This window comes from Cellulosimicrobium sp. SJTW-1 (genome assembly GCF_047716875.1).
Taxonomy (GTDB): Bacteria; Actinomycetota; Actinomycetes; order Actinomycetales; family Cellulomonadaceae; genus Cellulosimicrobium; species Cellulosimicrobium funkei.
This window is the reverse complement of the sequence record NZ_CP136680.1, coordinates 589057-611442: the sequence shown is the minus strand read 5'-3', so window position 1 is coordinate 611442 and position 22386 is coordinate 589057. Positions and strand designations below refer to the sequence as shown.

The window sequence follows — 22386 nt, the reverse complement described above, 5'->3', positions numbered from 1 at the left end:
GTGAGCACCCAGACCCCCCGCCTGTCCGTCCTCGACCTCGTGCCCGTCCGCTCGGGCCAGTCCAGCACCCAGGCGGTGCGAGCGTCGCTCGACCTCGTGCGCCTCGCCGACCGGCTCGGCTTCGAGCGCTACTGGTTCGCCGAGCACCACAACATGCCCGCGGTCGCGGCCTCGACCCCGCCCGTGATGATCGCCGCGGCGGCGTCGGTGACGGACCGGATCCGCGTCGGCTCGGGCGGCGTCATGCTGCCCAACCACGCGCCGCTCGTCGTGGCCGAGCAGTTCGCGGCGCTCGAGGCGATCGCGCCGGGGCGGGTCGACCTGGGCCTCGGCCGCGCCCCCGGCTCGGACCCGGTCGTCACGCAGCTCCTGCGCATCACCGGCCCCACGGCCGACGTCGACCGCTTCCCCCAGCACGTCACGGACATCCTCGCGCTCATGAGCCCGCAGGGCGCGACGCTGCGCCTCACGAGCGGGCAGGTCTACGACGTGCACGCGACGCCCGCCGCGGACGGCACCCCGACGGTCTGGCTGCTCGGGTCGAGCGACTACTCCGCGCGCCTCGCCGCCGAGCTGGGCCTGCCGTACGTGTTCGCGAACCACTTCTCGGGCCAGGGCGTCGACGAGATCCTCGCCCTGTACCGCGAGGGCTACCGCCCCAGCGAGGCGTTCCCCGAGCCCCGCACGTTCCTCACCCTCAACGCCGTCGTCGCGGAGACCGACGACGAGGCGCGCGCCCGGGCACTCCCCCAGGCCCGCATGATGGCGCGCCTGCGCACCGGGCAGGCGCTCACCGCGCTCGAGACCGTCGAGGAGGCGCAGGCCGCGCCGCTCGACGGTGCGGCCGGGGAGATGGTCGAGGACAGCCTGCGCCGCTGGGCCGTCGGGACGCCCGACGCCGCGGCGGCCGAGGTCCGTCGGCTCGCCGAGCGGCACGGCGTGGACGAGGTCATGGTCGTGCCCGTCGCCGCGTCCCGTGCGGACGAGGCGCTCGACGCGACGCCGGGCCGCGCGCGCACGCTCGAGCTCCTCGCGGAAGAGCTCGCCGCCTGACCCGGAACCGCCGAGCACGACGAGATTCTCCCGCCAGCGGGTACTTGCCACGCCGGGCGACTCAGTCGTCCTGCCCTACGCAAACACGACGGCGGACGCCGCCTACGACGGACACGACTGCTGACACCTTCAAGACCAACCATCGCGGTCCGGTGATGTTTGGCAGCACCGGACCGCGATGCTCGCTCTCCCCACCGTCTCAGGTGCACACCGGCACGACGACGTCCCGCGCGACCTCCTGGGTCGCTCTCCCCGGGCCGGTCGCTGTGACGGTCACGGGCACGTCCGCCCCCGTCTCCACACCGCGCACGGCGAACGACTGGTACGCGTGCGCACCGGCCGCCACCGCGGCGAAGGTCTTCTCCCCCGCGCCGGTGACGAGCGCGACGGCGACCACGCCGTCGGACACGTTGCGGGCGCGGACCGCGACGTACGGCGCCCCGGCGAGGCACCGCGCGGACGTCTCGACCTCGACGAGCGGCGCTGTCGGCTCGCCGACGACCTCGCCGTCCACGGTGAGCGTGCCGTCGGCGTTCACGACGACGTCCGCCGCCATGGCGGCCGCAAGGTCGAGGCGCTGCCACTCGGCCGCGCCCGCGACATCGAGCGCGTAGCCCGAGTCGAGCGCGGTCGCCGCGAGGACGAGCCGCCGCTGGTCGCCGGTGAGGTCGGGGAACGCCGTGCGCAGCAGGTCCTCGGCGCCCGCGGGCACCTGGATCTCCCGGCCCACCTCCCCGACCCGCGGGAACCCGTACGTGAGGCGCTGGTCATAGACCGCGAGCGCCTGGTCCGTCGCCAGGTACGGCACCTGGTCCTCGGCGCACACGGCGATCTCGTCGCCGCACGCCCGCTCCAGCACGGTGACGAGCTCGGTGCGCGCCTGTTCGAGGAGCACGCGGAACGCGGGGTCGGACCACCGGAGCTGCGCGATGTTCTGCCCGGCCATGCGGCCGCCCATGACGTCGAGCGGGTAGTGGAAGCCGAGCACGAGGCGGTTGTCGCCGTACTCGGACGCGCGCGCGAGGATCTGCGGCGCGAGCTCCGGCAGGAGGGTGGCGAGCACGGTGCCCTGCGCGTAGCCGTGGTTGGTGTGCCCGCTGGGGAACGAGCCGTTGTTGCGCAGCCCCTCGTAGCTGCCGGACGTCTCGAAGGCGTTGACGTGACCGCCGGCGGACGTGAAGCCGAGCCGGACGAACGGCCGCTTGTACTCGTACGCGGCCTTCGCGGGCTCGTGGTTGCCGACCGACTTCTCGACGCGCCCGGACAGCAGGGCCTTCGTCTTGGGGAGGCGGCCGTCGGCGAGCGCGTCGCGGTAGATCGGCCCCAGCTCGCTGCCGAGCGCGTCCGCCATGGTCTCGTACGCCGAGCCGCGCCCGTCGGTCAGTGCACGCTGGACCTGCGGGTCCCCGGCGACGTAGGCGTTGTTGCGCGCGAGCGAGCCGAGGTCGTTGGCGCTCGTGGGCTGGCCGGGCTCGTTGGGCGAGAGGATCTCGGGGTGGTTCGCCCGCAGGTCGGCGAACCCGCGCAGAGTCCAGGTGAACCAGTCCTGCCCGGTCGGGGCCGACGGCGTCGCGTCGGACGCGTAGGTCCGGTCGAGGACCTCCTGCGGGAACGGCATCGACGGGTCGTCGGTGGTGGAGAGCGCGAGGGAGAAGAAGACGTCCGAGCTCGTCTCGTTGCACTGGTGGATCTCGACCGCGATCGTGTTCTTGCCCGCGACGAGCACGTCGGCCGGGATGACGAGAGTCTCGCGCAGCGGCGCGGTCGCGCCGGCCTTGTCCTGGTACTGGAGGTTCCGGGTGATCATCGAGTCGCCCCAGCCCGCGACACGCTCGCCGTTGACGTAGACGGTGGCGGAGTCGTCGTAGACGAGCGTGCCGCGCAGGCCGGTGATCTCGTCGAGCGTGGCCTCGTCGAGGGTCACGGTCGTGCGGAAGAAGTACGCGGGCACGACGACCTTGGGCGTCTGGGTGATCCAGTAGCTCAGCAGCGTCGTGATGGTGTTGCCGCCGCCGATGCCGCTCGCGGTCCCGTTGACCGCGCCGAAGCCCGGTCGGCCGGTCTTCCACGCCGCGTCGTCGAACGCCGGGTCTGCCCACACGGTCCGGTCAGCGTTCCCCGCGGCCGGGTCGGTGTTGTCGTCCAGGTAGCGCCAGGTGGTGCCGGCGCCGACCACCTCGGTCGGCGTGAACGCCTCCGCCGCGCGCGCCGCCGGCGCCTGGAGCGCCGCGGCGAGCAGGAGCGCGAGCGTCGTGAGCGCCGCCAGCAGGGCGAGCGGCGCGGTGGTCCGGCGGTCGCGGGGTCGCGGGGCCGGGTACGTCGTCGTACCGGTCATGGGTCGTCCCTCTCGTCGTTGTCGGTCGTGCGTCGGTGCGGTCGGTGAGACCGGTCGTGCGGTCGTGCGGGTACAGCGGTCGAGCGCGACGGCGGGCACGCACCGAGCGCTCGGTGCGTGCCCCGCCGCCGGTCAGGCGCAGCGCGGGACGACGACGGTCTGCGTGACCGTCTGCGTCCCCTCCTCCCCCGTGGCCGTCACGGTGACGTCGACGTCCCCGGTCGCGCCGCGGGCGGCGAACGACTGGTAGGCGTTCGCGCCGGGGGCGACGGCCGTGAAGGACCGCGAGCCCACGCCCGTGGTGAGGTCGACGTCGACGGCCCCGGCGGAGACGTTCGCCGCGCGCACCGCCAGGTACGGGGTCCCGGCGAGGCAGCGCGGGGAGACCGTCACGTCCACGAGGTGCACGTCCGCGGCCGGCTCGGCCGCGATCGCGAAGACGTGCAGGTCGTCGACGTCGGGGAACGTCACCGCGACCACCCGCCGGCCCTCGGGCGCGGTGTACGGGGCGGTGGCGAACACGAACGCGCTGTCCTTGTCGCCGTTGCGCCGGTTCATCTGCGCGACGACGGAGTTGCCCTCCACGGGCGACCCGTCCGCGCTGGGCAGCACCCAGTCACCGAAGCCGATACTCGTGGACGCGGTGCTGCCGTCGTCGAGCGTGACGACCGCGGTCCCGCGGTGGGTCCCGTCGGTCGCGGCGCCCACGAACGCGAGCCGGCTCGTCGGCACGTCGAGCCGCACGGTCTCACCGGTGAGCGTGACCGAGTCCGGGCGCCCCACGGGCGAGGACGGCCACGTGAACGCCAGGCCGTCGACCTCGTGCACCGACCCGGGCGTGAGCCCGGCGTCGGCGAGCGCCTCGCGCGAGAACGAGTTGCCGGCCGCGTCGAAGTTCCCGACGCCGCGGTTCGCCTCGGGCGCGGTGCCGACCGTGTCGTACGCCGCGACGAGCGACCCGGGCGCGGCGACGAGGACGGTGAGCGGCACCTCGACGTCGTCGTCCCCGGCCGCGACCACGAGCCGCGCGTCGTGGTAGCCGGACGCGACGCCGGCACCTACCTGGACGGGGACCGTGCCGGTGAGGTGGCCCGAGCCGTCGTCGACGAGCGCGGGCTCGCCGACCCCGATGCCGTCGGGGGCGTCGACCGCGACGCGCACGTCCGCGGCGTCGGCGCCGAAGAGCTGCACGGCCACCGACGCGTCGGCCGACCCGCCGGGCGCGACCGTCACGAGGCCCGGGTCCGCCGCGGCGACGACGGCGGACTCGCCGTCGCGCCACGACGGCGGGGCGTCCGCGACCGCGGTCCCCCACGTGGTGTCGCGCTCGGTCGACATCGCGAGCTCGACGACGCCGCCCTCGTGCGCGATGTGGCGCGGCAGCGAGGTCCCGTCCCAGGCCGCGCCGTCGATGGTGACGCCGCTGATGTAGCGGGCGCCGGTCGAGGCGCCGGTGGCGCGCAGGTCGAGGGTCTCGCCCTCGCCGAGGTCGACCACGACGCGGTCGAAGCGCGGCGCGTTGAGCGCGAGCACGTCCGTGCCCGGCGTGGTCGGGTACAGGCCCATCGCGGCCCACACGTACCAGCCGGCCTGGGCGCCGAGGTCGTCGTTGCCGGGCTTGCCGTTCGGCTCGGGGCGGAACAGCGTGGACGTGAGCTCGTCGACGAGCTCGCTCGTGCGCCACGGCTGGCCCACGTAGTCGTACAGCCACGGGACGCCGAAGTTCGGCTCGTTGCCGATCCACAGGTACGGCTCGTTCGGGCCGGCGTTGTGCTGCGCCGTGAAGGCGTCGAGCCGCTCCGCGACGGCCTCGCGCCCCCCGAGCGCGTCGGTGAGCCCCGCGACGTTCTGCGGCACGAGCCACGTGTACTGCTCGGCGTTGCCCTCGTCGAAGCCCTCCTGCCCGAACCCGCCGCCGCCCTGCGACCGCACGAACGTGCCGTCGTCGTTCCGGGCGCCCGCCGTGCGGGTCACGGGGTCGTGGACGTTCTGCCACCACTGGCCGCGCGCGGCGTACTCGGCGGCGACGTCGTCCTGGCCGAGCGCGGCCGCGAGCTGCCCGATCGCGAAGTCGGCGATCGACCACTCGAGCGTGATGGACGCGCCCACGACGCGGTGGTCGCCCCGGAACTCCTCGGTCTGCGGCGCGTACCCGCGCTCGAGATACGTCTCGATCCCACGCCGCTGCACGTAGCCGTTCGCGGTCGGGGCGGCGCTCGTCGCGCCCTTGACCATGTGCGCGAGCGCCGACTCCGCGTCGAAGTCGCGCGCCCCGAACGCGTACATGCTCGCGATGAGCGGCACCGAGGAGTCACCGGTCATCTGGCCCGTGTGCTGGTTCGCGACCGGCCATCGCGGCAGCCAGCCGGACTGGTCGGCGACCTCGACGAGCGACTGCGCCATGTCCGACGCCCGGTCGGGCGCCAGCAGCGCCTGGAGCGCCCCGAGCGACCGGTACGTGTCCCAGTCCGAGAAGTTCGCGTACCGCTCGTGCCCCTCGGGTGCCTGGTGGATCTCGCCGTCGAACCCGACGTACCGGCCGTCCACGTCGGTGAACGTGTTCGGGTGCAGCAGCGAGTGGTAGAGCGACGTGTAGAACATCGTGAGGTCGTCGGCGTCCTCCCCCGCGACGCGGACCTTCCCGAGCAGGTCGGACCACGCGGCGCGGTTCGCGTCCCGGACGGCGTCGAAGTCGAAGCCCGGGATCTCGGCCGCGAGGTTGGCGCGCGCGCCCTCGACGCTCACGTAGGACATGCCGACCTTCGCGTGCACCGTCGCGCCGGGCGCGAAGGTGAGCCACGCGCCCGCGCCGTTGCCGTCGGCCGACGGGTCGCCGGGCGAGACGGTCGAGCCCTGCCACGTGCCGAACGCCTGCGCGTCCTGGTCGAGCTCGATCGCGAAGTACGTCGTGTGGGTGTTGTTCTTGCCGCAGAACCCGCCGCTCGTCACCGAGCCGGTGACCGTGCGCGCGTCCTCGACCTCGACCGTCGCGTTGCGCACGCTCGCGAGCGAGCCCGCGGCGTTGACGATCACCTGCGACGCGGCACCGCCCTCGGGGTAGTCGAACGTCAGCCCGCCCGAGCGGGTCGCGGCCGACAGCTCCGCCTCGATCCCCGACGACTGGAGCGCGACCGCGTACCGGCCGACCTCGGCACTCTCCGCGTCGTGGCTGAACGACTCCTTGCGGTCCCACGGGTACTGCCCGACGTCGCCCGTCACCGGGAGGATCGGGACGTCGCCGAAGATCCAGCACCCGGCGGCCGCGTGAGTCATGGAGAAGCCGCGGATCGCCTGGTGCGAGTAGCGGTAGCCCGCGTACGCCTTGTCGCCGTTGCCCACGGAGACCTGCGTGTCGGGCGAGAGCTGCATCATGCCGAACGGCATCGACGGCCCGGGGAAGTTGTTGATCTCCCCGACGACACCCGTCGCCTGACCGGTGCCGACGAACGGGTCGACGAAGGAGACGGGGTCCTCGACGAGGTCGGGTGCGGCCGCGACCGCCGGCACCGCGAGGCCGACGGCGGGGGCGAGCGAGAGGCCGGCGGCCAGGACCGCCGTGGCGGAGAGCGCCGCGACGGTGCGCCGCACCGTGGTGCGCGCAGGACGTGTTCGAGACATGCGGGTCCTCACAGGACGAAGGAGCGGGAAGGAGCGTGGAGGACGGTGGCGCGGGACCGTACGGCCCCGCGCCACCGTCGATCAGGAGCAGGCGGCGGCGTCGTACGCGGCCGTGACCTGCTGGGGCTCACCGTTGGGCGTCGTCACGGTCACCGTGACCTCGCCCGCCTCGACGGCGGCGGCGCGGGTGGCGAACGGCTGGTACGCGTTCGCCCCAGGCGCCACGTCACCGTAGAGCTTCGAGCCGTACGGGGTCGCGAGCTCGATCGCGGCGGGCCGCTCGCCGGTGTTGAGCGCGCGCACCGCGACGAACGCCTTGCCGCCGAGGCAGCGGGCCTGCGCCGTGACCTCGACCTGCGGCGCGGGGAGGTCCCCCGTCGCGTCGGTCGCGATCGCGAACACGTGGAACCGCTCGTCGCTCGGCAGCGTGACCGACGTCAGGACCTTGCCCTCGGGGATCGCGACGGGCGCGGTGGCGTAGAGGCCGCAGCCGATCTTCTGCACGTTCTCGCGGTCGCCGCGCGCCCCGGCCTTCGCGACCGTGATATTGCCGGGCTCGGGCGAGCCCGTGCACCAGTCGCTGAGGCGCACGTCGACGGTCTGCGACGAGCCGTCGGCGAACCCGAGGACGAGGCCGCCCCCGTGCGTGCCGTGCGTGCTCGTCCCGACCACCGAGAGGTGGCGGGCCGAGCGCAGGTGCTCGGGCACCTCGAGGACCTCGCCGCTCGCGGCGACGTTGTCGGGCGCGCCCGCCCGCGGGGCCCCGAGCGTGTAGGTGAGGTCCGTGCCCGGCACGGTGAGCTCCAGGCCCTGGACGGCGCCGAGGTCCGCGAGCAGGTCGCGCAGGAGGTAGGCGCCCGAGCCGTCGAGGTTCGCGTTGGCCGCCCCGGCGTCGCCGATGCCGACGTTGTCGAACGCGTCGGCGATCCACGACTCCCCGGACACGACGACCGAGACCTCGCGGACCGCCTCGGTCCCCGCGGCGTCGCGCACGACGAGCCGCACCGTGTGCAGACCCGGCTCGGCGTCGGCGGGAGCCTCGATCGTCACCGTGCCCTCGACCGTGGCCGGCAGGCCGTCGGACTCGGCGGTCCACTCGGCGAGGTCGGTCGTCGCGGTGACCGCGCCGTCGGACGTCACCTCGAGCGTCCCGCTGGACGTCCCCGCGCCCTGGGCGACGACCTGGACTGCGACCTCGGTCCGCCCGCCCGGGGCGAGGACCGGCTGCCGCGGCGTCGCGCCGACGAACAGCCGCTCCACCGTGCCGTCCGCGGGCACGACGGCGCCCGGCGACGCCTCGGGCGCGGTCGCCCAGGCCGACGGCTCGGAACCGACGGTGACGTCGACCGACCCCGCCGAGGTCAGCTCGTCGCCAGTCACCCACGCGCGGTCGAGCGGCTCGCCACCGAGCGAGACGGACTGCGTGTAGTGGGCGTCGGGGGCGACGCCGTCCGCCGTGAGGTGCAGCGCGTCCCGGTCGAACACGTCCGGGTCGAGCGTGACCGTGACGTCGTCGAAGAGCGGCGTCGTCAGGCCCCACAGGTCGGTACCGGGCACGATCGGGTACACACCGATCGAGGACAGCACGTGCCAGGCCGACATCGTGCCGAGGTCGTCGTTGCCCGTCACGCCGTCGGGACCGTCGGTGAAGAGCGTCGCCGCGGCCCGCACGACGTCCGTCGTCTTCCACGGCTGACCGGTCCACAGGTACACGTACGGCGCGTGAAGGTTCGGCTCGTTGTTCGGGTTGTAGGTCTCCCAGCCGTAGTAGTCGTACGTGCCGTTGACCCAGACCTCGCTCGCGACGCGCGCGGGGTCGGTGACGAGCTCGTCGTACGCGAAGAACGCGTCGAGGCGCTCGATCGCGGCGTCGGTCCCGCCCATGAGGTCGAACAGGCCCGGCACGTCCTGCGGTACGAGCCACTGGTACTGCACCGCGGTGCCCTCGTGAAAGCCGTCCGAGTGCGCAGGGTCGGGATCGCCCACGAAGAAGCCGTCAGCGTTGCGCGCCCGGAAGCTCTCCGTGCGCGGGTCGAACACGTTGCGGTAGCTCTGGCCGCGGGCCGCGTAGCGGTCGGCGTCCTCGTCGTGGCCGAGGCCGCGCGCCATCGTCGAGAGCATGGCGTCCGCGAGCGCGTACTCCATGGTCGCGGATCCGCCGTGCTGCAGGTCGTAGTCACCGGGCTTGCCGGACCGGGCCGGCTCGTGGGGCACGAAGCCGTCACGCAGGTACTCGACGTTCGCGGCGCGCCCGTTGAAGGGCGAGTCTCCGGGCGGCACGCCGTCCGCGTTCTGCCGCAGGACGGCGTACGCCTCGTCCTCGTGCCCGTCGAGCAGGCCCTGCTGCCACGCGCTGACGAGGAACGGCGTCGCCGGGTCGCCGGTCATGATGTTCGTCTCGACCGTGCCGTAGCCCCAACGCGGCAGCCAGCCGCCCTGCTCGGCCTGGCGCACGAGAGACAGCGCCATGTCGGCCGACTCCTTCGGTGCCAGCAGGTAGAGGAGCTGCTGCTGGGTGCGGTACGTGTCCCACAACGAGAAGTTCTGGTAGTAGGTGGAGGGCTCGCCCTCGACGCCCGCCGTGTGGACCTCCTGGTCCCAGCCGCGATACCGGCCGTCGACGTCCGACGCCGTGTTCGGCGCGAGAAAGCTGCGGTACAGCGACGAGTAGAACGTGCGCAGGTCGGTCTCGGCGCCCTGGGCGACCTCGACGAGGCCGAGACGGTCCTCCCAGGCCGCGCGCGCGGCGTCGTGCACGGCGTCGAACGTGCCGCCCTCCGCCCCGAGGTTCGCGGCCGCGCCGTCCGGCCCGACGTAGCTCATGGCGGTGACGGCCTCGACGTCGAGGTCGCCGGCGGTCGTGTCGAACGTGACGTAGGCACCGCGCCGCTGCTCGCCGCCGCTCGCGGCGTCGGACCCGGCGGAGACGGTGCTGCCGTCCCACGTGCCGTGCGCGACGAAGGGCCGGTCGAAGGTCGTGCGTGTCCAGATCGTCTGCGGCTCGGTGTCCTGGCAGAAGCCGCGCACGGTGATGCGAGTCTCGACCGTACGGTCGTCGACGACGCGCACGTCGGACTCCGTGACCCTGTTGAGCGCCTGGCCCGCGTTGAGCAGGACGTTGGCCTGTGCCGTCGCGGGGAACGTGTAGCGCTGGACGCCCGTGCGCGCGGTCGCGGTGAGCTCGGCCTCGATCGTGCCCTCCGGCGCCTGGAGACCCACGCGGTAGTAGCCGGGCGAGGCCTCCTCGTCGTCGTGCGTGAAGCCGAGGGCGTACTGGCCGTAGTCGGTCGAGGTGATCGCGCCCGTCGTCGGGAGCGTGGGGAGCGGGCCGCCGAGCCCGCAGCCGACGCCCGACAGGTGCACGAGGGAGAAGCCGCGGACCGACGTGCGGTCGTAGTCGTACCCGACGTTGTGGCCGTTGTCCGGCGAGAGCTGCACCATGCCGAACGGGACGGCTGCCCCCGGGTAGGTGTTGCCGTCGTCCTTGGTCCCGATGAACGGGTTGACGTAGTCGACCAGCGGGCCGTCGACGACCGCAGCGGCGGCGTCGGACCCCGTCGCTGACTCCGTCCCGGCGGTGGCCGTGGGCGACGTCGCGAGCCCGGGCGCCGCGTACGCGGTCAGCGGGAGCGCCAGGCTCACCGCGGTGGTCAGCGCGACGACGGCGCCCGCGCGACGCCGACGCCCGCCGGGACGCGACGGGCGAGAGCGTGACGGTCCGGTGCTCGAGAATAGATCGCGATCAGCGTTGACAGCGCTGTCTCTCCGCATGCGGTGCTCCCCTTGGGTCCCACGGCGGCGTGGGGTCGGTGGTCATCTATGACTCGGAGGCCGGGGCCTGGCCACGACGCCGGTCCCCGCGGCATACCCTCGCACAGGTTGACAGCGCTATCAAGGCCATCGCGACGACCCACCGTCGGTCGCCGCCATTCGACAGCCCACGGCCGACCACCGTCCGTGCAACGGCGCTGGCCCCGTCCGCACCGACGTGCACCCGCGCAGTCGGTGCCGCCTGCGTGGCCGCGCTGGTCGTGAGCGGTGCCGTCGCCTTCGCACTTTCTGCGTCCTCCTCACCAGGGCAGAGCGTCACGTCGCTGCGCTGCTCGAGGCCGAGGATTGACTGATGCCAGATCTTCCCCGAGCGGACGCCGGGCCGCCGGCCCCTTGCGGGTTGACCAGACGCAGGATCGGTCAAGGTAGCCCGCATCTCGACAGTCGTGGTGGGCGTCGGCGGCGTCGGCAGGACGCGGTAGCGTCGCGCGCATGACCACGAAGTACGACGACGCGTCCTGGCACTTCGACGGCGAGGGTTACCCGCCCGAGGCCGGTCCCGAGGCGGGCGCGACGCACATCGGCATGTTCCTCGCCTGGGCGGTGCTCGCGGGGCACGGGTCCCCGGAGCTCGAGGAGGACTCCGCGGACGAGCTCGCGGCGCTGCGCGAGCGCACGGTCACGCCGGGCGCGTTCGTGCACGAGTCGTGCGACGGCAGGCTCGTCGACCACGACCTCGACGACGTCGGCATTGCGTTCGCGAGCGCCTACTACGCGGGCGACGACGAGGACGAGGGCGACGGCGGCCTCTACCTCGAGGACTACGTGGACGCCGTGAGCCCCGGCGACGGGGAGCCCGAGGACGTGTACCGCGTCCCGGACACGTGGGAGACGTACGAGCTCGTCGCGCCGCTGATCGACACGCGGTTCGCTCAGTGGGACGACGAGGGCCGCCCGGCGGTCCTGCGGCACCGCGCGTGACATGAGCGCCCCGACGCCCGTCACGCGCCTCGCCGCCGTCCTCCGCGCCGACAACCCCGGCCCCATGACGCTCGACGGCACGCGCTCGTACGTGCTGCGCGCGCCGGGCTCGGCGTCGTGCGTCGTCGTGGACCCGGGGCCCGACGACGCGACCCACCTCGACGCGCTCGCCGCCGCCGGGCCGGTCGAGCTCGTGCTCGTGACCCACCGCCACGCCGACCACACGGCCGGGTCCCCCGGCCTGCGCGCGCGCACCGGCGCCCCGGTGCGGGCCGCCGACCCGGACCACTGCCACGGCGGCGCGCCGCTGCGCGACGGCGAGGTGATCGAGGCCGCAGGCCTGCGTGTCGTGGTCCTCGCCACGCCCGGCCACACCGCCGACTCGGTCTGCCTCGTCCTGCCCGACGACGGCCCGGTCGCCTCGACCGACGACCGCGCCCGCCGCACGGCGGACCCGGGCCCAGCGGGCTCCGGCACCGGCACCGCGGGCTCCGGGACCGCGGCGGACGAGGGCGCGCGGACGCCGTCGGGCACGACGATCCTCACGGGCGACACGGTGCTCGGGGCGGGGACGACGGTGATCGCGGCGCCCGACGGGTCGCTCGGCGCCTACCTCGCGAGCCTCGACGCGATCGAGGCCGTGGCGGGCGGTCCAGGCCTGGTGACCGGCCTCCCCGGCCACGGTCCGGTCGTCGACGACCTCGCGGCGCGCGTGCGCGCGTACCGGGAGCACCGTCACGAGCGTCTCGCCCAGGTGCGGGCCGCGCTGACCGCGCTCGGCCTGGCCCCAGACGCGCCGGGCGCGGTCGACGAGGTGGTCGCGCGGGTCTACGCCGACGTCGACCCTGCGGTGCGAGGAGCCGCCCGGCAGTCCGTCGCCGCGCAGCTCGCGTTCCTCGCCGGCCCAGACACCGACGCGGGCACCGGCACCGGCACCAGCACCAGCACCAGCACGATCGCCGACATCGGAGCGGACGCGGCCGACGACACCCCCGGCGCCCCGAGCCGCGACGGCTGACTGTCGGTGCCACGGTGCACGATGACAGGATGACGACACCACGGCTCGGTATCGCGTTCGTGCCCACCCACGCACCCGAGAGCCTGCGGCGGCTCGCGACGACGGCAGAGGACGCCGGCCTCGACGACCTCTGGGTGTGGGAGGACTGCTTCAAGCAGTCCGGACTCGCTTCGGCGGCCGCGGCCCTCGCGTGGACGGACCGCGTGCGCGTCGGCATCGGGCTCATGCCCGCCCCGCTGCGCAGCACGGCGATCACGGCGATGGAGGTCGCGACGCTCGCGCGGATGTTCCCCGGTCGCCTCGTCGCGGGCGTCGGGCACGGCGTCCAGGAGTGGATGGGGCAAGCGGGGGTGCGCGTCGCGTCTCCCCTGACGCTCCTGCGCGAGCACGCGACGGCGCTGCGGAGCCTGCTCGCGGGCGAGGAGGTCACGACGGACGGTCGCTACGTCACGCTCGACGCCGTCCGGCTCGACTGGCCGCCCACGGGTCCCGTCCCGCTGTGGCTGGGCGGGTCGGGGCCGCGGACGCTCGCGCTGGCCGGCGAGCTCGGCGACGGTCTCATCCTCACGAACGCGCTGACCCCCGACGACGTGCTGGGCGCGGCGGCCGTCGCGCTCGAGGGCGGCGCGGGCCCCGGGTTCGACGTCCACGCGACGCTCATCGCCGCGACGGGGCCGGACGCGCAGGCGCGGGTCGACCGCGAGCTGCCGGTGTGGGGCGCGGAGCCCGGTCGGGGCATCGGCGCTGCGGGCGACGCGCAGGCGGTCGCGGCAGGCGTCCTGGCTCTCGCGGAGGCGGGCGCGACGGCCGTGGCGGTCCAGCCCACTGCGGACGAGCCCGACGTCGAGGCGTTCGTGCGCTTCCTCGGGCGCGAGGTCGCGCCGCTGCTCAGCTCCCGGTGACGCGCCCGGTGCCCGCGGCGCCCGGCCGCTGCCGCAGGCCGTGGACGAGGGCGACCACCGCGCACACCAGAGCGACGGCGCCGACGGCGAGCGCGAGGCGGACGGGGAAGTCGGCGTAGAGGTCGGTGACCTCGCCGACCGGGAGGCCCCAACCCGCCGCGGTCTCCCGCACTTCCGCCGCGAGCGCACCGATCCGTCCAGGCACCCGCGTCACGGCTGCGGAGACCCACCCGAGCAGCTCGAGGACGACGGAGGCCACGGAGTGGGCGCCGGACGCGAGGGGGATCACCGGTCCACCCTAGCGGAACCGGACAGCGCGGTCATATGCGGCACGGCGTGTATCGCCTCAGGTCAGCGGCTTGGCGAAGCACAGCGCGACGTGGTTGTCGCCGTCGTAGGGCGGGAAGTGCGCGGCGGCACGGAAGCCGAGCGAGCGGTAGAGCGCGATGGCGCCGGGCTGGCGGATGCCCGTCTCGAGCAGGAGCGTGGAGACCCCGCGCTCACGCGCCGCCGTCTCCAGCCCGTCGAGGAGCCGACGCGCGGTCCCCGTGCGGCGCGCGCTCTCCCGCACGAACACCTTCTTCACCTCGAGCGCGTCCTGCGGCGCGCCGGGCTCGGGCCGTCGCAGCGACGCGCACCCGAGCGCCTCGCCGTCCCGGTACGCCACGAGGGTGACCACGACGTCCGCTCCCAGGCGCGCGTCCACGGCCTCGAAGCCTCCGGCGGAGTCGAGGCTGCCGAAGAGCTCCGGGTACAGGACGGCGGACGACGTCTCGTGCATCTCGCGGCGCAGCGCGGCCGCATCGGGGTCGCCCCACGGGACGGCTCGGAGCTCGACCGCCGCTCCCCCGACGACCGGGCCGCCCGCCGCGGCGCCGGATCCCGACCCCGCGCCGTCCGGCGCAGCGCCCCGTGGTCCGGTGGCGTCCGGCGCAGCGCCCCGTGGTCCGGTGGCGTCCGGCGCGGCGGTCCGCGCTCCGGCGGCATCCGGCGCAGCGGCGGGCGACACGCGCAGGTCGAGCGCGAAGCAGCGCGAGAGCGGCTGCCCGGCGTAGTGGCCGTACGACTCGATCGGCACGTACCCGAGCGCGAGATAGAGGTCGATGGACTCCGGCTGGAGCGTGCCCGTCTCGAGCACGAGCCGGTCGAGGCCCGCGGCGACCGCGCGCTCGTGCAGCGCGCGCATCGCGGTGCGTGCGTGCCCGCGACCCCGGTGGGCTGGCTCGACGTACAGGCGCTTCACCTCGCCGGTCCGCGCGGGATGCGCGCCGCCGCGTCCGTCGGGCGTGCCGGAGACGTCGCGCAGCGCGACGAACGCGACCGGCTCGCCGTCCTCCCGGACCACGACGTTCGCGAGCGCCGCCTCTGGGGCGAACGCGCCGGCGTCGGGCTCGCCGTAGCGCACCGCGAGCTCCGCCTGCTGCCGCGACCGCAGCCGCTCGGCCGCGGCGTCGTCCGCCGGGACCGTCGCCACGGTGACGACCCCGGTCCCGGGGCGCCCGACGGCGTCGGGCAGGACGCGCGGGAGCGTCACGCGCGGACGAGCGCGCCCAGGACGGACGTGAAGAACCCGAGGCCGTCGGTGCCGGCGCGCGGGCCGGCCTCGGCGGCCGGGCCGAAGCCGGGCTCGACGGCGTGCTCCGGGTGGGGCATGAGGCCGACGACGTTGCCCGCCGCGTTCGAGATGCCCGCGATGCCGCGGCGCGACCCGTTCGGGTTCCAGCCGTCGTAGCGGAAGACGACGCGGCCCTCGGCCTCCAGCTCGTCGAGCGTCCGCTCGTCGGCGACGAACTGCCCGTCCTGGTTCTTCAGCGGGATCGTGATGCGCTGGCCGGCCGTGTAGTCGCGCGTCCAGGCGGTGTCGGCGTTCTCGACCACGAGGACCTGCTCGCGGCACACGAAGTGCAGGTGGTCGTTCTTGACCATCGATCCCGGGAGCAGGTGTGCCTCGGTGAGGATCTGGAAGCCGTTGCAGATGCCGAGCACGGGCATGCCGCCCTTCGCGGCGTCCACGATCGACTCCATGACCGGCGCGAAGCGGCTGATCGCGCCCGCGCGCAGGTAGTCGCCGTAGGAGAAGCCGCCGGGCAGGACGACCGCGTCCACGCCGTGGAGGTCGGCGTCGGCGTGCCAGAGCGACACGGCCTCGCCGCCCGCGAGGCGCACCGCGCGCGCGGCGTCGCGGTCGTCGAGCGTGCCGGGGAAGGTGACGACGCCGACCCTGGCCGTCGCGAGCGCCGAGGCGGTCATCAGGCGAGACCCTGCGACGTGATCGTCGCGGCGGCGTCCGTCTCGATGTCGGCGACGCGCACGACGTCCTCGATGACGGGGTTCGACAGGAGCTTCACCGCGGCCTCCTCAGCGGCGGCGAGGACCTCCGGCGTCACCGGGCCCTCGACCTCGAGCTCGAACCGCTTGCCCTGGCGGACGGACGTGAACTGGGTGAAGCCGAGGCGCGGCAGCGCCCCGACGACGGCCTTGCCCTGCGGGTCCAGGATCTCGGGCTTGGGCATGACCTCGACGACGACGCGTCCCACGGGGGCTCCTTGGCGAGAGTGTTGGGAGGGCCGGGGCTCCGGGATCCCGGCCACGTCACGGGCGTCGAGGACGCCCGGGGGACGGGACGAGCGGGAGCCGACGGCGGGATTCCGCGCTCAGTCTAGCGGGCGCGCGCACCCGCCCGGTCGGGCGTCCGCACGGTGAGCGGGCGTGCTCAGCCGCCCGCGGCGCGGCGCCGGTCCGGGGTGTCGACCGGGATGTTGCCGTCGAGCACGTGCTTGCGCCAGGCCCGGTCGACGTGGGACCGCCGGAACAGGAAACCGCTCACGAGCGCAGCCGCGCACCACAGCGCACCCATCCACAGGTCCGGCCGGGTGACGTCGTACGAGAACAGCGCATGGCCCAGGACGGGCCACCCGTAGAACACCGCCAGGGCGGTCCCCACGCTGCCCAGGGTGACGCGCCACGGGTAGAGCGCCCCGTGGATGTCGTCGGCGACCCACCACCAGTACCGCGCGGGGAGCCGCAGGTCGAACCACCGGTAGAGCAGCCAGCGCCCGAGCGGCGGGTGCTCGCGCCACCGCAGCGCCCACCCTGCGCGCACGAGGCCCCACGCCTCGCGGGCGCCGATGCCGCGGGGAGCGGCGCCGGCGTCCGGCTCGGGCGCCAGGTCGAGCAGGACGGCGAGCGCCTCGTCCCCGTGCAGGTCGCGCCAGCGCCGGGGGTAGGCGCGCAGCCAGAACCGTGCGGACCGCTCGTACCGGTCGGCGCCGCGCGCCCCGCGGGCAGGGCGGCCGGGCTGCGCGCCGTCGGCGGCGGCCCGCCGCCCGGTCACGCGCCGCTCCCGGCGAGACCGTCGGCGGCACCCCGACCGGCACCGCGGGTGAGCGACCGGCGCGCGCGCTCCGCGAGCTCGGCGAGGCGGAGGGTCTCGGCGCGGGCTGCGCGGCGCCCGTCGTCGGTCGCGCGGTAGTAGCGACGCAGCCGGCCGTCGACGACCTCCTCGCCCGTCGGCTCGACGAGACCGGCCGCGACGAGACGGTCGAGGTTCCCGTAGAGGGTGCCCGCGCCGAGGCGGGTACGGCCGTCGGAGAGGTCGCGCACCGACCGGATGACGGCGTAGCCGTGGAGCGGCTCCCCGCTGAGGGCGAGGAGCACGAGGTACGCCTGCTCCGTCATGCGGAACGGGGCCGAGGAGACCATGGTCGATATATATCGCTCGGCGACCTATGCGCGCAAGCGCCCGGCGCGTGTCGGAGGGTGGGGCTAGTCTCGAACACGTGTTCGAGACGCACGCTCGAGCACGGTGCGAGGGCGGGGTCCTGCCCCTTCCCCGCCCTCGCACGACACCTCGCCCGACGACGCACGGAGGCTCCCCATGGACGCACCGGCAGCACCCGTCCCGACGATCGACCGCGGCCGTTCACGGCCCGCGCCGGCCACCGTGGCCCGCGTCCTCGCGCGCGACGGGACGTGCGTCTTCCCGGGCTGCCGCGTACCGGCGTTCCGCTGCGACCTCGACCACGTGGTCGCCCCGCGGCCGGTCACAGGCACGGGCACCGGCACCGGGATGGACGACGACGCGGAGTCCGCGCACGGGGCCGACAACCTCGTCGCCCTGTGCCGCCACCACCGGGTCGTCCGCGCACGCGACGGCTGGCGCCCGGCGCTGCTCGCCGACGGGTCGGTACGGTGGACCGCGCCGAGCGGGCACACCTACCTCCGGCCCGGCACCCTCCGGACCGCGTGAGGCGTGAGGAGAGGCGTCAGGAGAGAAGCGTCAGGCCTCAGGCGAGCGTCGACCCGGTGAGCCGCTCGTACGCCTCGAGGTAGCGCGCGCGGGTGCGCGCGACGACGTCGGCCGGGATCGACGGCGGCGGGGTGTCCGCGGCGCGGTCCCAGCCCGACGCGGGCGACGTGAGCCAGTCGCGCACGAACTGCTTGTCGAAGCTCAGCTGCGCGCGGCCCGGCTCCCACTGGTCCGCGGGCCAGAAGCGCGACGAGTCGGGCGTGAGCACCTCGTCGCCGAGCACGGTCTCCCCCGTCGCCGGGTCCACGCCGAACTCGAGCTTGGTGTCCGCGAGGATCACGCCGCGCTCGCGCGCGATCTCCTCGGCGCGCGCGTACACGGCGAGCGTGAGGTCGCGCAGGCGCGTGGCGTCGTCGAGGCCGATCTGCTCGGCCACGACGTCGAACGAGACGTTCTCGTCGTGCTCGCCCACGGCAGCCTTCGTCGCCGGCGTGAAGATCGGCTCGGGCAGGCGCGACCCGTCGACGAGGCCGTCGGGCAGCTGCACGCCGCAGACCTCGCCGCCCGCGCGGTACTCCACGAGGCCGGAGCCCGTCAGGTACCCGCGCGCCACGCACTCGACCGGGAACATGTCGAGGCGGCGGCAGATCATCGCGCGGCCGGCGACGACGTCGGGCACGAGGCCGTCGCCCGGCACCGCCGAGACGGCGGTCGAGACGACGTGGTTCGGCACGAGGTCGGCGAGCTGCTCGAACCACCACAGGCTGAGCTGCGTGAGCACGACGCCCTTGTCCGGGATACCGGGCGACAGCACGTGGTCGTAGGCGCTCACCCGGTCGCTCGCGACGACGAGCACGACGTCGCCCAGGGGGTGCACGCCCCCGACGGCCGGCAGGTCCGGCGTGTACAGGTCGCGCACCTTGCCGGAGTACGCGTGCGTCCAGCCGGGCAGGTCGAGCGCGGCCGTGTCGAGGGCGTCGGCCTCGCCGAGCGAGAGGGCCGAGCCGGGGTCCTGCGGGGTGTGGGTCACGGCCCCTAGTGTCGCACCATGCGACGCGAACCCGGCCCCTCGTCCATCTCGGGAGCCGCCCCCGGCGGCGCGCTCGACGGCACGCTCGACCAGGGCGAGGACGCCGAGCGCGCGACGCACGACCCGGGGGTGCGCGACTTCCTCGCCACCTTCTCGGCCTTCATGGAGACCGCCAACGAGCAGGCCCAGCGGCAGCGGACCGACGCCGGGCCGTCCGTCGCGGACGTGCTGCGCGAGCACCTCGGCACCGACCCGCGCTCGATCGCGGTCGTCACCGAGACGGTGTCCGCTCTGCGCGGCGTCGACGCGGACGTCGCGATCGAGGCCGTCGTCGCCCGCCACGGCGGTGGCCGCGTCGTCGGCGTCGGTGGCGGCGAGCAGCGGATGCACACGTCCTTCTCCGAGATCGTCGAGCACTCCGCCCTGTGGCGCCAGTTTCCCGTCGGCGCGGTGGACTACGCGCGCGCGGCGACGGGCCCCGAGAGCGAGCGCCGCACCGTCTCCTTCGGTCTGCACCTCTTCGCGTACGCGGGCACGCCCGTCGCGCTCCTGCAGCGCGCGGCGAACCCGCGGCACGGCGACGAGGGCAGCGTCGAGGTCATGTGTCCCCAGGAGGACGCCGCCCTGTCGCTCCTCGCAGAGCTCCGGGCGGCCATGGTCGAGCACAGCGTGCTGCGCGGCCAGGTCGTGACGTTCACGGCGTCGGACTACGGCGCGCAGGCCGGCGGCATGACGTTCCTGCCGCGGGACCGGGTCCCGGCGACCGACGTGGTGCTCCCGGACGGCACGCTGAGCAGGATCGAGCGTCAGGTGCTCGGCGTCGCGCGGCACCGCTCGGAGCTCCTCGCGGCGGGTCAGCACCTCAAGCGCGGCGTCCTGCTCTACGGTCCGCCGGGGACGGGCAAGACCCACACCGTCCGCCACCTCGTCGGCGAGAGCCCGGGCACGACCGTGATCGTCCTCGCAGGGGGTGCGCTCCGGCTCGTCCGGCTCGCCGCGGAGACGGCCCGTGCGCTCCAGCCCGCGATCGTCGTGCTCGAGGACTGCGACCTCATCGCCGAGGACCGCTCGTTCCACGACGGCCCGCAGCCCCTGCTGTTCGAGGTGCTGGACGCCATGGACGGACTCGGCAGCGACTCCGACGTCGCGTTCGTCCTGACGACGAACCGCGCCGACCTCCTCGAGCGCGCGCTCGCGCAGCGCCCCGGCCGGGTCGACCTCGCGGTCGAGATCCCCCTGCCCGACGCGTCGGCGCGGCTCCGGCTGTTCGAGCTCTACCGCGGCGAGCTGCCGTTCACCTCCGGTGCGCTCGCCGACGCCGCCGACCGCACGGACGGCGTGACCGCCTCGTTCGTCAAGGAAGTGGTCCGGCGCGCCGTCCTGCGCGCGGTCGAGGCGGGGCACGACGTGGGAGACGAGGACCTCGGGTCCGCCGTGCACGAGATGACCGCCGACGCCGAGCGCATCACGCGCTCGCTGCTCGGCTCGTCGCCGGACCTCCTCGCCGAGGAGACGTTCGAGCCCTGATCGGGCACCAGCCCGGCGCTCCCCGCGCCGGACGTCCTCCGCACCACACCCGTCGCGCGTGCCGATCGACCGGCGTGCCGCTAGCCTGCTCGTCAGGACGGCCGTGGGAGCGCTCTCCCGCCGTCAGGGGGCCGCACCGGAGCGACTCCTGCGGGGGCGCGTGCGCTGCTGTCCGGGCCTGCCGACGGCGGCGGGCCCCATCCGCACGGAGGAGGCAACGATGCACCACCGCACGATGCACCATCGCCTGACAGCGCTAGCGGCCGGAGTGGGGGTGGTCGTCGCGAGCGTGGGCCTCGCGACGACCGCGCACGCGGGCGCTCTCGGTGCCGCGGGCGCGCCCCTGTCCGCACCGAGCCCGACCCCGTCACCGACGACCGCGGGCGCCGCCGTCCCCGGCCCCGACGACCTGTCGGAGGGGCAGCTCCGCGCCTTCGAGCGTGACCTGGGGCTCGATGCCGCGGGCGTCGCCGACCGGCTCGCGCTCGACGCCGCGACGGCCACCGTCGAGCGCGCGCTCAGCGACGGGCTCGGGACGGCGTACGCCGGCACGTGGGTCGACGCCGCGGCGGGCGCCCCCGTCGTCGCCGTGACCGACCCGGCGGCCGTCGCCGACGTCGAGGCGGCCGGCGCTACGGCCGTCGTCGTGGAGCACGGCCTGGCTGAGCTCGACGACGTCGCGGCCCGGCTCGACGCGACCACCACCCCCGACGCCGTCCAGGCCTGGTACGTCGACGTCACCACGAACGAGGTGGTCGTCGAGTCGCTCGACCCCGCGGCAGCGCAGGCGTTCGTCGCCGCGTCCGGGGTCGACGCTGCCGCGGTGCGCACCGAGGTCCTCGCGGCGCCGTACGAGCTCACGGCCGACGTGCGCGGCGGCGACCGCTACATCACCCGGGACCCGGGCGCGTCGTCGGGCTCGGCCTGCTCGATCGGGTTCGCCGTCCAGGGCGGCTTCGTCACGGCGGGGCACTGCGGCGCGGCGGGCAAGGAGGTGCTCACCGCGAGCTGGGCGCGCATGGGGACGGTCCAGGCGGCGTCGTTCCCCGGCCACGACTACGCGTGGGTGCGCGTCGACGCCGGGTTCTCCCCCGTCCCGCGGGTGAACAACTACGCCGGCGGCACCGTCGACGTCGCCGGCTCGGCCGAGGCGCCCGTGGGTGCGTCGGTGTGCCGCTCGGGCGCCACGACCGGCTGGCGCTGCGGCGTCATCGAGCAGAAGAACATCACCGTCAACTACGGCAACGGCGACGTTCCCGGCCTCGTGCGCGGCAGCGCGTGCGCGGAGGGCGGCGACTCGGGCGGGTCGGTGATCTCCGGCAACCAGGCGCAGGGCGTCACGTCGGGCAGGATCAACGACTGCTCGAACGGCGGCAAGTTCATCTACCAGCCCGTCAACCCGATCCTGTCGGCCTACGGCCTGTCGCTCGTGACCACGGGCGGCGGGTCGGGCAGCGCGCTCGTCGGGCTCGCGGGCAAGTGCATCGACGTCCCCGGGTCCGACTTCAGCGACGGCAAGCGCCTCCAGCTGTGGACGTGCAACGGGTCGAGCGCGCAGCGCTGGACGTTCGAGGCCGACGGCACCGTCCGCGCGGGCGGCAAGTGCATGGACGTCGCGTGGGCGGCCACGGCCGACGGCACGGCGCTCCAGCTCGCGAACTGCAGCGGCAACGCGGCCCAGAAGTTCGTGCTCAGCGGCGCGGGCGACCTCGTGTCGGTGCTGGCGAACAAGTGCGTCGACGTGCCGAGCAGCAACAGCGCCGACGGCACCAAGCTCCAGATCTGGACGTGCAACGGCACTGCGGCCCAGAAGTGGCGCCGCGCCTGACGCCTCACCCCTGAGGTGCTGAGCACGGCACGGCGGTCGCTCCCCCGCGGAGAACGAGCGCCGTGCCGTGCTCG

General features: G+C 74.7%; 17 protein-coding genes. 7 read left to right on the top strand and 10 right to left on the bottom strand.

Annotation, left to right across the window (positions count from 1 at the left end; translation table 11 throughout):
• Positions 1 to 1053, top strand: a complete 1053-nt coding sequence (locus tag RSE42_RS02810) for an LLM class flavin-dependent oxidoreductase (protein ID WP_114553765.1) — start codon at positions 1 to 3, stop codon at positions 1051 to 1053.
• A gap of 199 nt (positions 1054 to 1252) precedes the next feature.
• Here the strand turns inward: RSE42_RS02810 and RSE42_RS02805 are convergent, their stop codons facing one another.
• From RSE42_RS02805 to RSE42_RS02795, 3 genes are all read right to left on the bottom strand, one after another.
• Complete coding sequence (locus RSE42_RS02805) at positions 1253 to 3388, bottom strand: acid phosphatase (RefSeq protein ID WP_415297817.1); 2136 nt, start codon at positions 3386 to 3388, stop codon at positions 1253 to 1255.
• 132 nt (positions 3389 to 3520) lie between these two features.
• Positions 3521 to 7006 (bottom strand): GH92 family glycosyl hydrolase, encoded by a 3486-nt coding sequence (locus RSE42_RS02800; protein ID WP_415297816.1) that lies wholly within the window; start codon positions 7004 to 7006, stop codon positions 3521 to 3523.
• A gap of 81 nt (positions 7007 to 7087) precedes the next feature.
• Complete coding sequence (locus RSE42_RS02795) at positions 7088 to 10648, bottom strand: GH92 family glycosyl hydrolase (RefSeq protein ID WP_415297815.1); 3561 nt, start codon at positions 10646 to 10648, stop codon at positions 7088 to 7090.
• A 621-nt stretch (positions 10649 to 11269) separates the two neighbouring features.
• On the opposite strand from RSE42_RS02795, the gene RSE42_RS02790 reads away from it, so the two are divergent.
• The 3 genes from RSE42_RS02790 to RSE42_RS02780 are packed head-to-tail and all read left to right on the top strand — an operon-like array spanning position 11270 to position 13678.
• Positions 11270 to 11758, top strand: a complete 489-nt coding sequence (locus RSE42_RS02790; protein ID WP_415297814.1) for a hypothetical protein — start codon at positions 11270 to 11272, stop codon at positions 11756 to 11758.
• 1 nt (position 11759) lies between these two features.
• Positions 11760 to 12776 (top strand): MBL fold metallo-hydrolase, encoded by a 1017-nt coding sequence (locus RSE42_RS02785; RefSeq protein ID WP_415297813.1) that lies wholly within the window; start codon positions 11760 to 11762, stop codon positions 12774 to 12776.
• Positions 12777 to 12805: 29 nt separating this feature from the next.
• The gene (locus RSE42_RS02780; protein ID WP_415297812.1) at positions 12806 to 13678 is read left to right on the top strand and encodes an LLM class flavin-dependent oxidoreductase; all 873 of its coding nucleotides are present in this window, start codon (positions 12806 to 12808) and stop codon (positions 13676 to 13678) included.
• On the opposite strand, the gene RSE42_RS02775 is transcribed toward RSE42_RS02780, so the two are convergent.
• The 6 genes from RSE42_RS02775 to RSE42_RS02750 form a co-directional block, all read right to left on the bottom strand.
• The gene (locus tag RSE42_RS02775) at positions 13665 to 13967 is read right to left on the bottom strand and encodes a hypothetical protein (protein WP_415297811.1); all 303 of its coding nucleotides are present in this window, start codon (positions 13965 to 13967) and stop codon (positions 13665 to 13667) included. The two genes, RSE42_RS02780 and RSE42_RS02775, sit on opposite strands and share 14 nt — an antisense overlap.
• A 57-nt stretch (positions 13968 to 14024) precedes the next feature.
• Positions 14025 to 15212: a GNAT family N-acetyltransferase gene (locus tag RSE42_RS02770; protein ID WP_415297810.1), complete on the bottom strand. Its 1188-nt coding sequence runs from the start codon at positions 15210 to 15212 to the stop codon at positions 14025 to 14027.
• The gene (gene purQ, locus RSE42_RS02765) at positions 15209 to 15928 is read right to left on the bottom strand and encodes a phosphoribosylformylglycinamidine synthase subunit PurQ (RefSeq protein ID WP_144721434.1); all 720 of its coding nucleotides are present in this window, start codon (positions 15926 to 15928) and stop codon (positions 15209 to 15211) included. The genes RSE42_RS02770 and purQ overlap by 4 nt, the downstream gene beginning before the upstream one ends.
• Positions 15928 to 16215, bottom strand: coding sequence for a phosphoribosylformylglycinamidine synthase subunit PurS (purS, locus tag RSE42_RS02760; protein WP_021483374.1), 288 nt, complete (start codon positions 16213 to 16215; stop codon positions 15928 to 15930). Before purS ends, purQ begins: the two co-directional genes overlap by 1 nt.
• A 176-nt stretch (positions 16216 to 16391) precedes the next feature.
• The gene (locus RSE42_RS02755; protein ID WP_415297809.1) at positions 16392 to 17012 is read right to left on the bottom strand and encodes a hypothetical protein; all 621 of its coding nucleotides are present in this window, start codon (positions 17010 to 17012) and stop codon (positions 16392 to 16394) included.
• Entirely contained in the window at positions 17009 to 17380 is a 372-nt protein-coding gene (locus RSE42_RS02750; protein WP_255437970.1) for a PadR family transcriptional regulator, read from the bottom strand. The genes RSE42_RS02755 and RSE42_RS02750 overlap by 4 nt, the downstream gene beginning before the upstream one ends.
• A gap of 175 nt (positions 17381 to 17555) precedes the next feature.
• Here RSE42_RS02750 and RSE42_RS02745 point away from each other — a divergent pair, with 175 nt between their 5' ends.
• A complete protein-coding gene (locus RSE42_RS02745; RefSeq protein ID WP_034655283.1) occupies positions 17556 to 17927 on the top strand; it encodes an HNH endonuclease in 372 nt (123 codons plus the stop codon).
• Positions 17928 to 17964: 37 nt separating this feature from the next.
• Here the strand turns inward: RSE42_RS02745 and RSE42_RS02740 are convergent, their stop codons facing one another.
• Entirely contained in the window at positions 17965 to 18879 is a 915-nt protein-coding gene (locus RSE42_RS02740) for a phosphoribosylaminoimidazolesuccinocarboxamide synthase (RefSeq protein WP_255437997.1), read from the bottom strand.
• A 96-nt stretch (positions 18880 to 18975) separates the two neighbouring features.
• Between RSE42_RS02740 and RSE42_RS02735 the strand changes: the two genes are divergently transcribed.
• Both RSE42_RS02735 and RSE42_RS02730 read left to right on the top strand, forming a co-directional pair.
• On the top strand, positions 18976 to 20484 hold the full coding sequence (locus RSE42_RS02735; protein ID WP_409141282.1) for an AAA family ATPase: 1509 nt from the start codon (positions 18976 to 18978) through the stop codon (positions 20482 to 20484).
• 274 nt (positions 20485 to 20758) lie between these two features.
• A complete protein-coding gene (locus RSE42_RS02730; RefSeq protein WP_415297808.1) occupies positions 20759 to 22312 on the top strand; it encodes a ricin-type beta-trefoil lectin domain protein in 1554 nt (517 codons plus the stop codon).
• Positions 22313 to 22386 lie beyond the last annotated feature (74 nt).

Bases quoted from the DNA above. Each gene is read 5' to 3' on its own strand.
- RSE42_RS02790 (WP_415297814.1), top strand. From the start codon at position 11,270: ATGACCACGAAGTACGACGACGCGTCCTGGCACTTCGACGGCGAGGGT.
- RSE42_RS02780 (WP_415297812.1), top strand. From the start codon at position 12,806: ATGACGACACCACGGCTCGGTATCGCGTTCGTGCCCACCCACGCACCC.
- purQ (WP_144721434.1), bottom strand. From the start codon at position 15,928: ATGACCGCCTCGGCGCTCGCGACGGCCAGGGTCGGCGTCGTCACCTTC.
- RSE42_RS02735 (WP_409141282.1), top strand. From the start codon at position 18,976: ATGCGACGCGAACCCGGCCCCTCGTCCATCTCGGGAGCCGCCCCCGGC.
- RSE42_RS02800 (WP_415297816.1), bottom strand. From the start codon at position 7,006: ATGTCTCGAACACGTCCTGCGCGCACCACGGTGCGGCGCACCGTCGCG.
- RSE42_RS02805 (WP_415297817.1), bottom strand. From the start codon at position 3,388: ATGACCGGTACGACGACGTACCCGGCCCCGCGACCCCGCGACCGCCGG.
- RSE42_RS02750 (WP_255437970.1), bottom strand. From the start codon at position 17,380: ATGGTCTCCTCGGCCCCGTTCCGCATGACGGAGCAGGCGTACCTCGTG.
- RSE42_RS02745 (WP_034655283.1), top strand. From the start codon at position 17,556: ATGGACGCACCGGCAGCACCCGTCCCGACGATCGACCGCGGCCGTTCA.
- RSE42_RS02785 (WP_415297813.1), top strand. From the start codon at position 11,760: ATGAGCGCCCCGACGCCCGTCACGCGCCTCGCCGCCGTCCTCCGCGCC.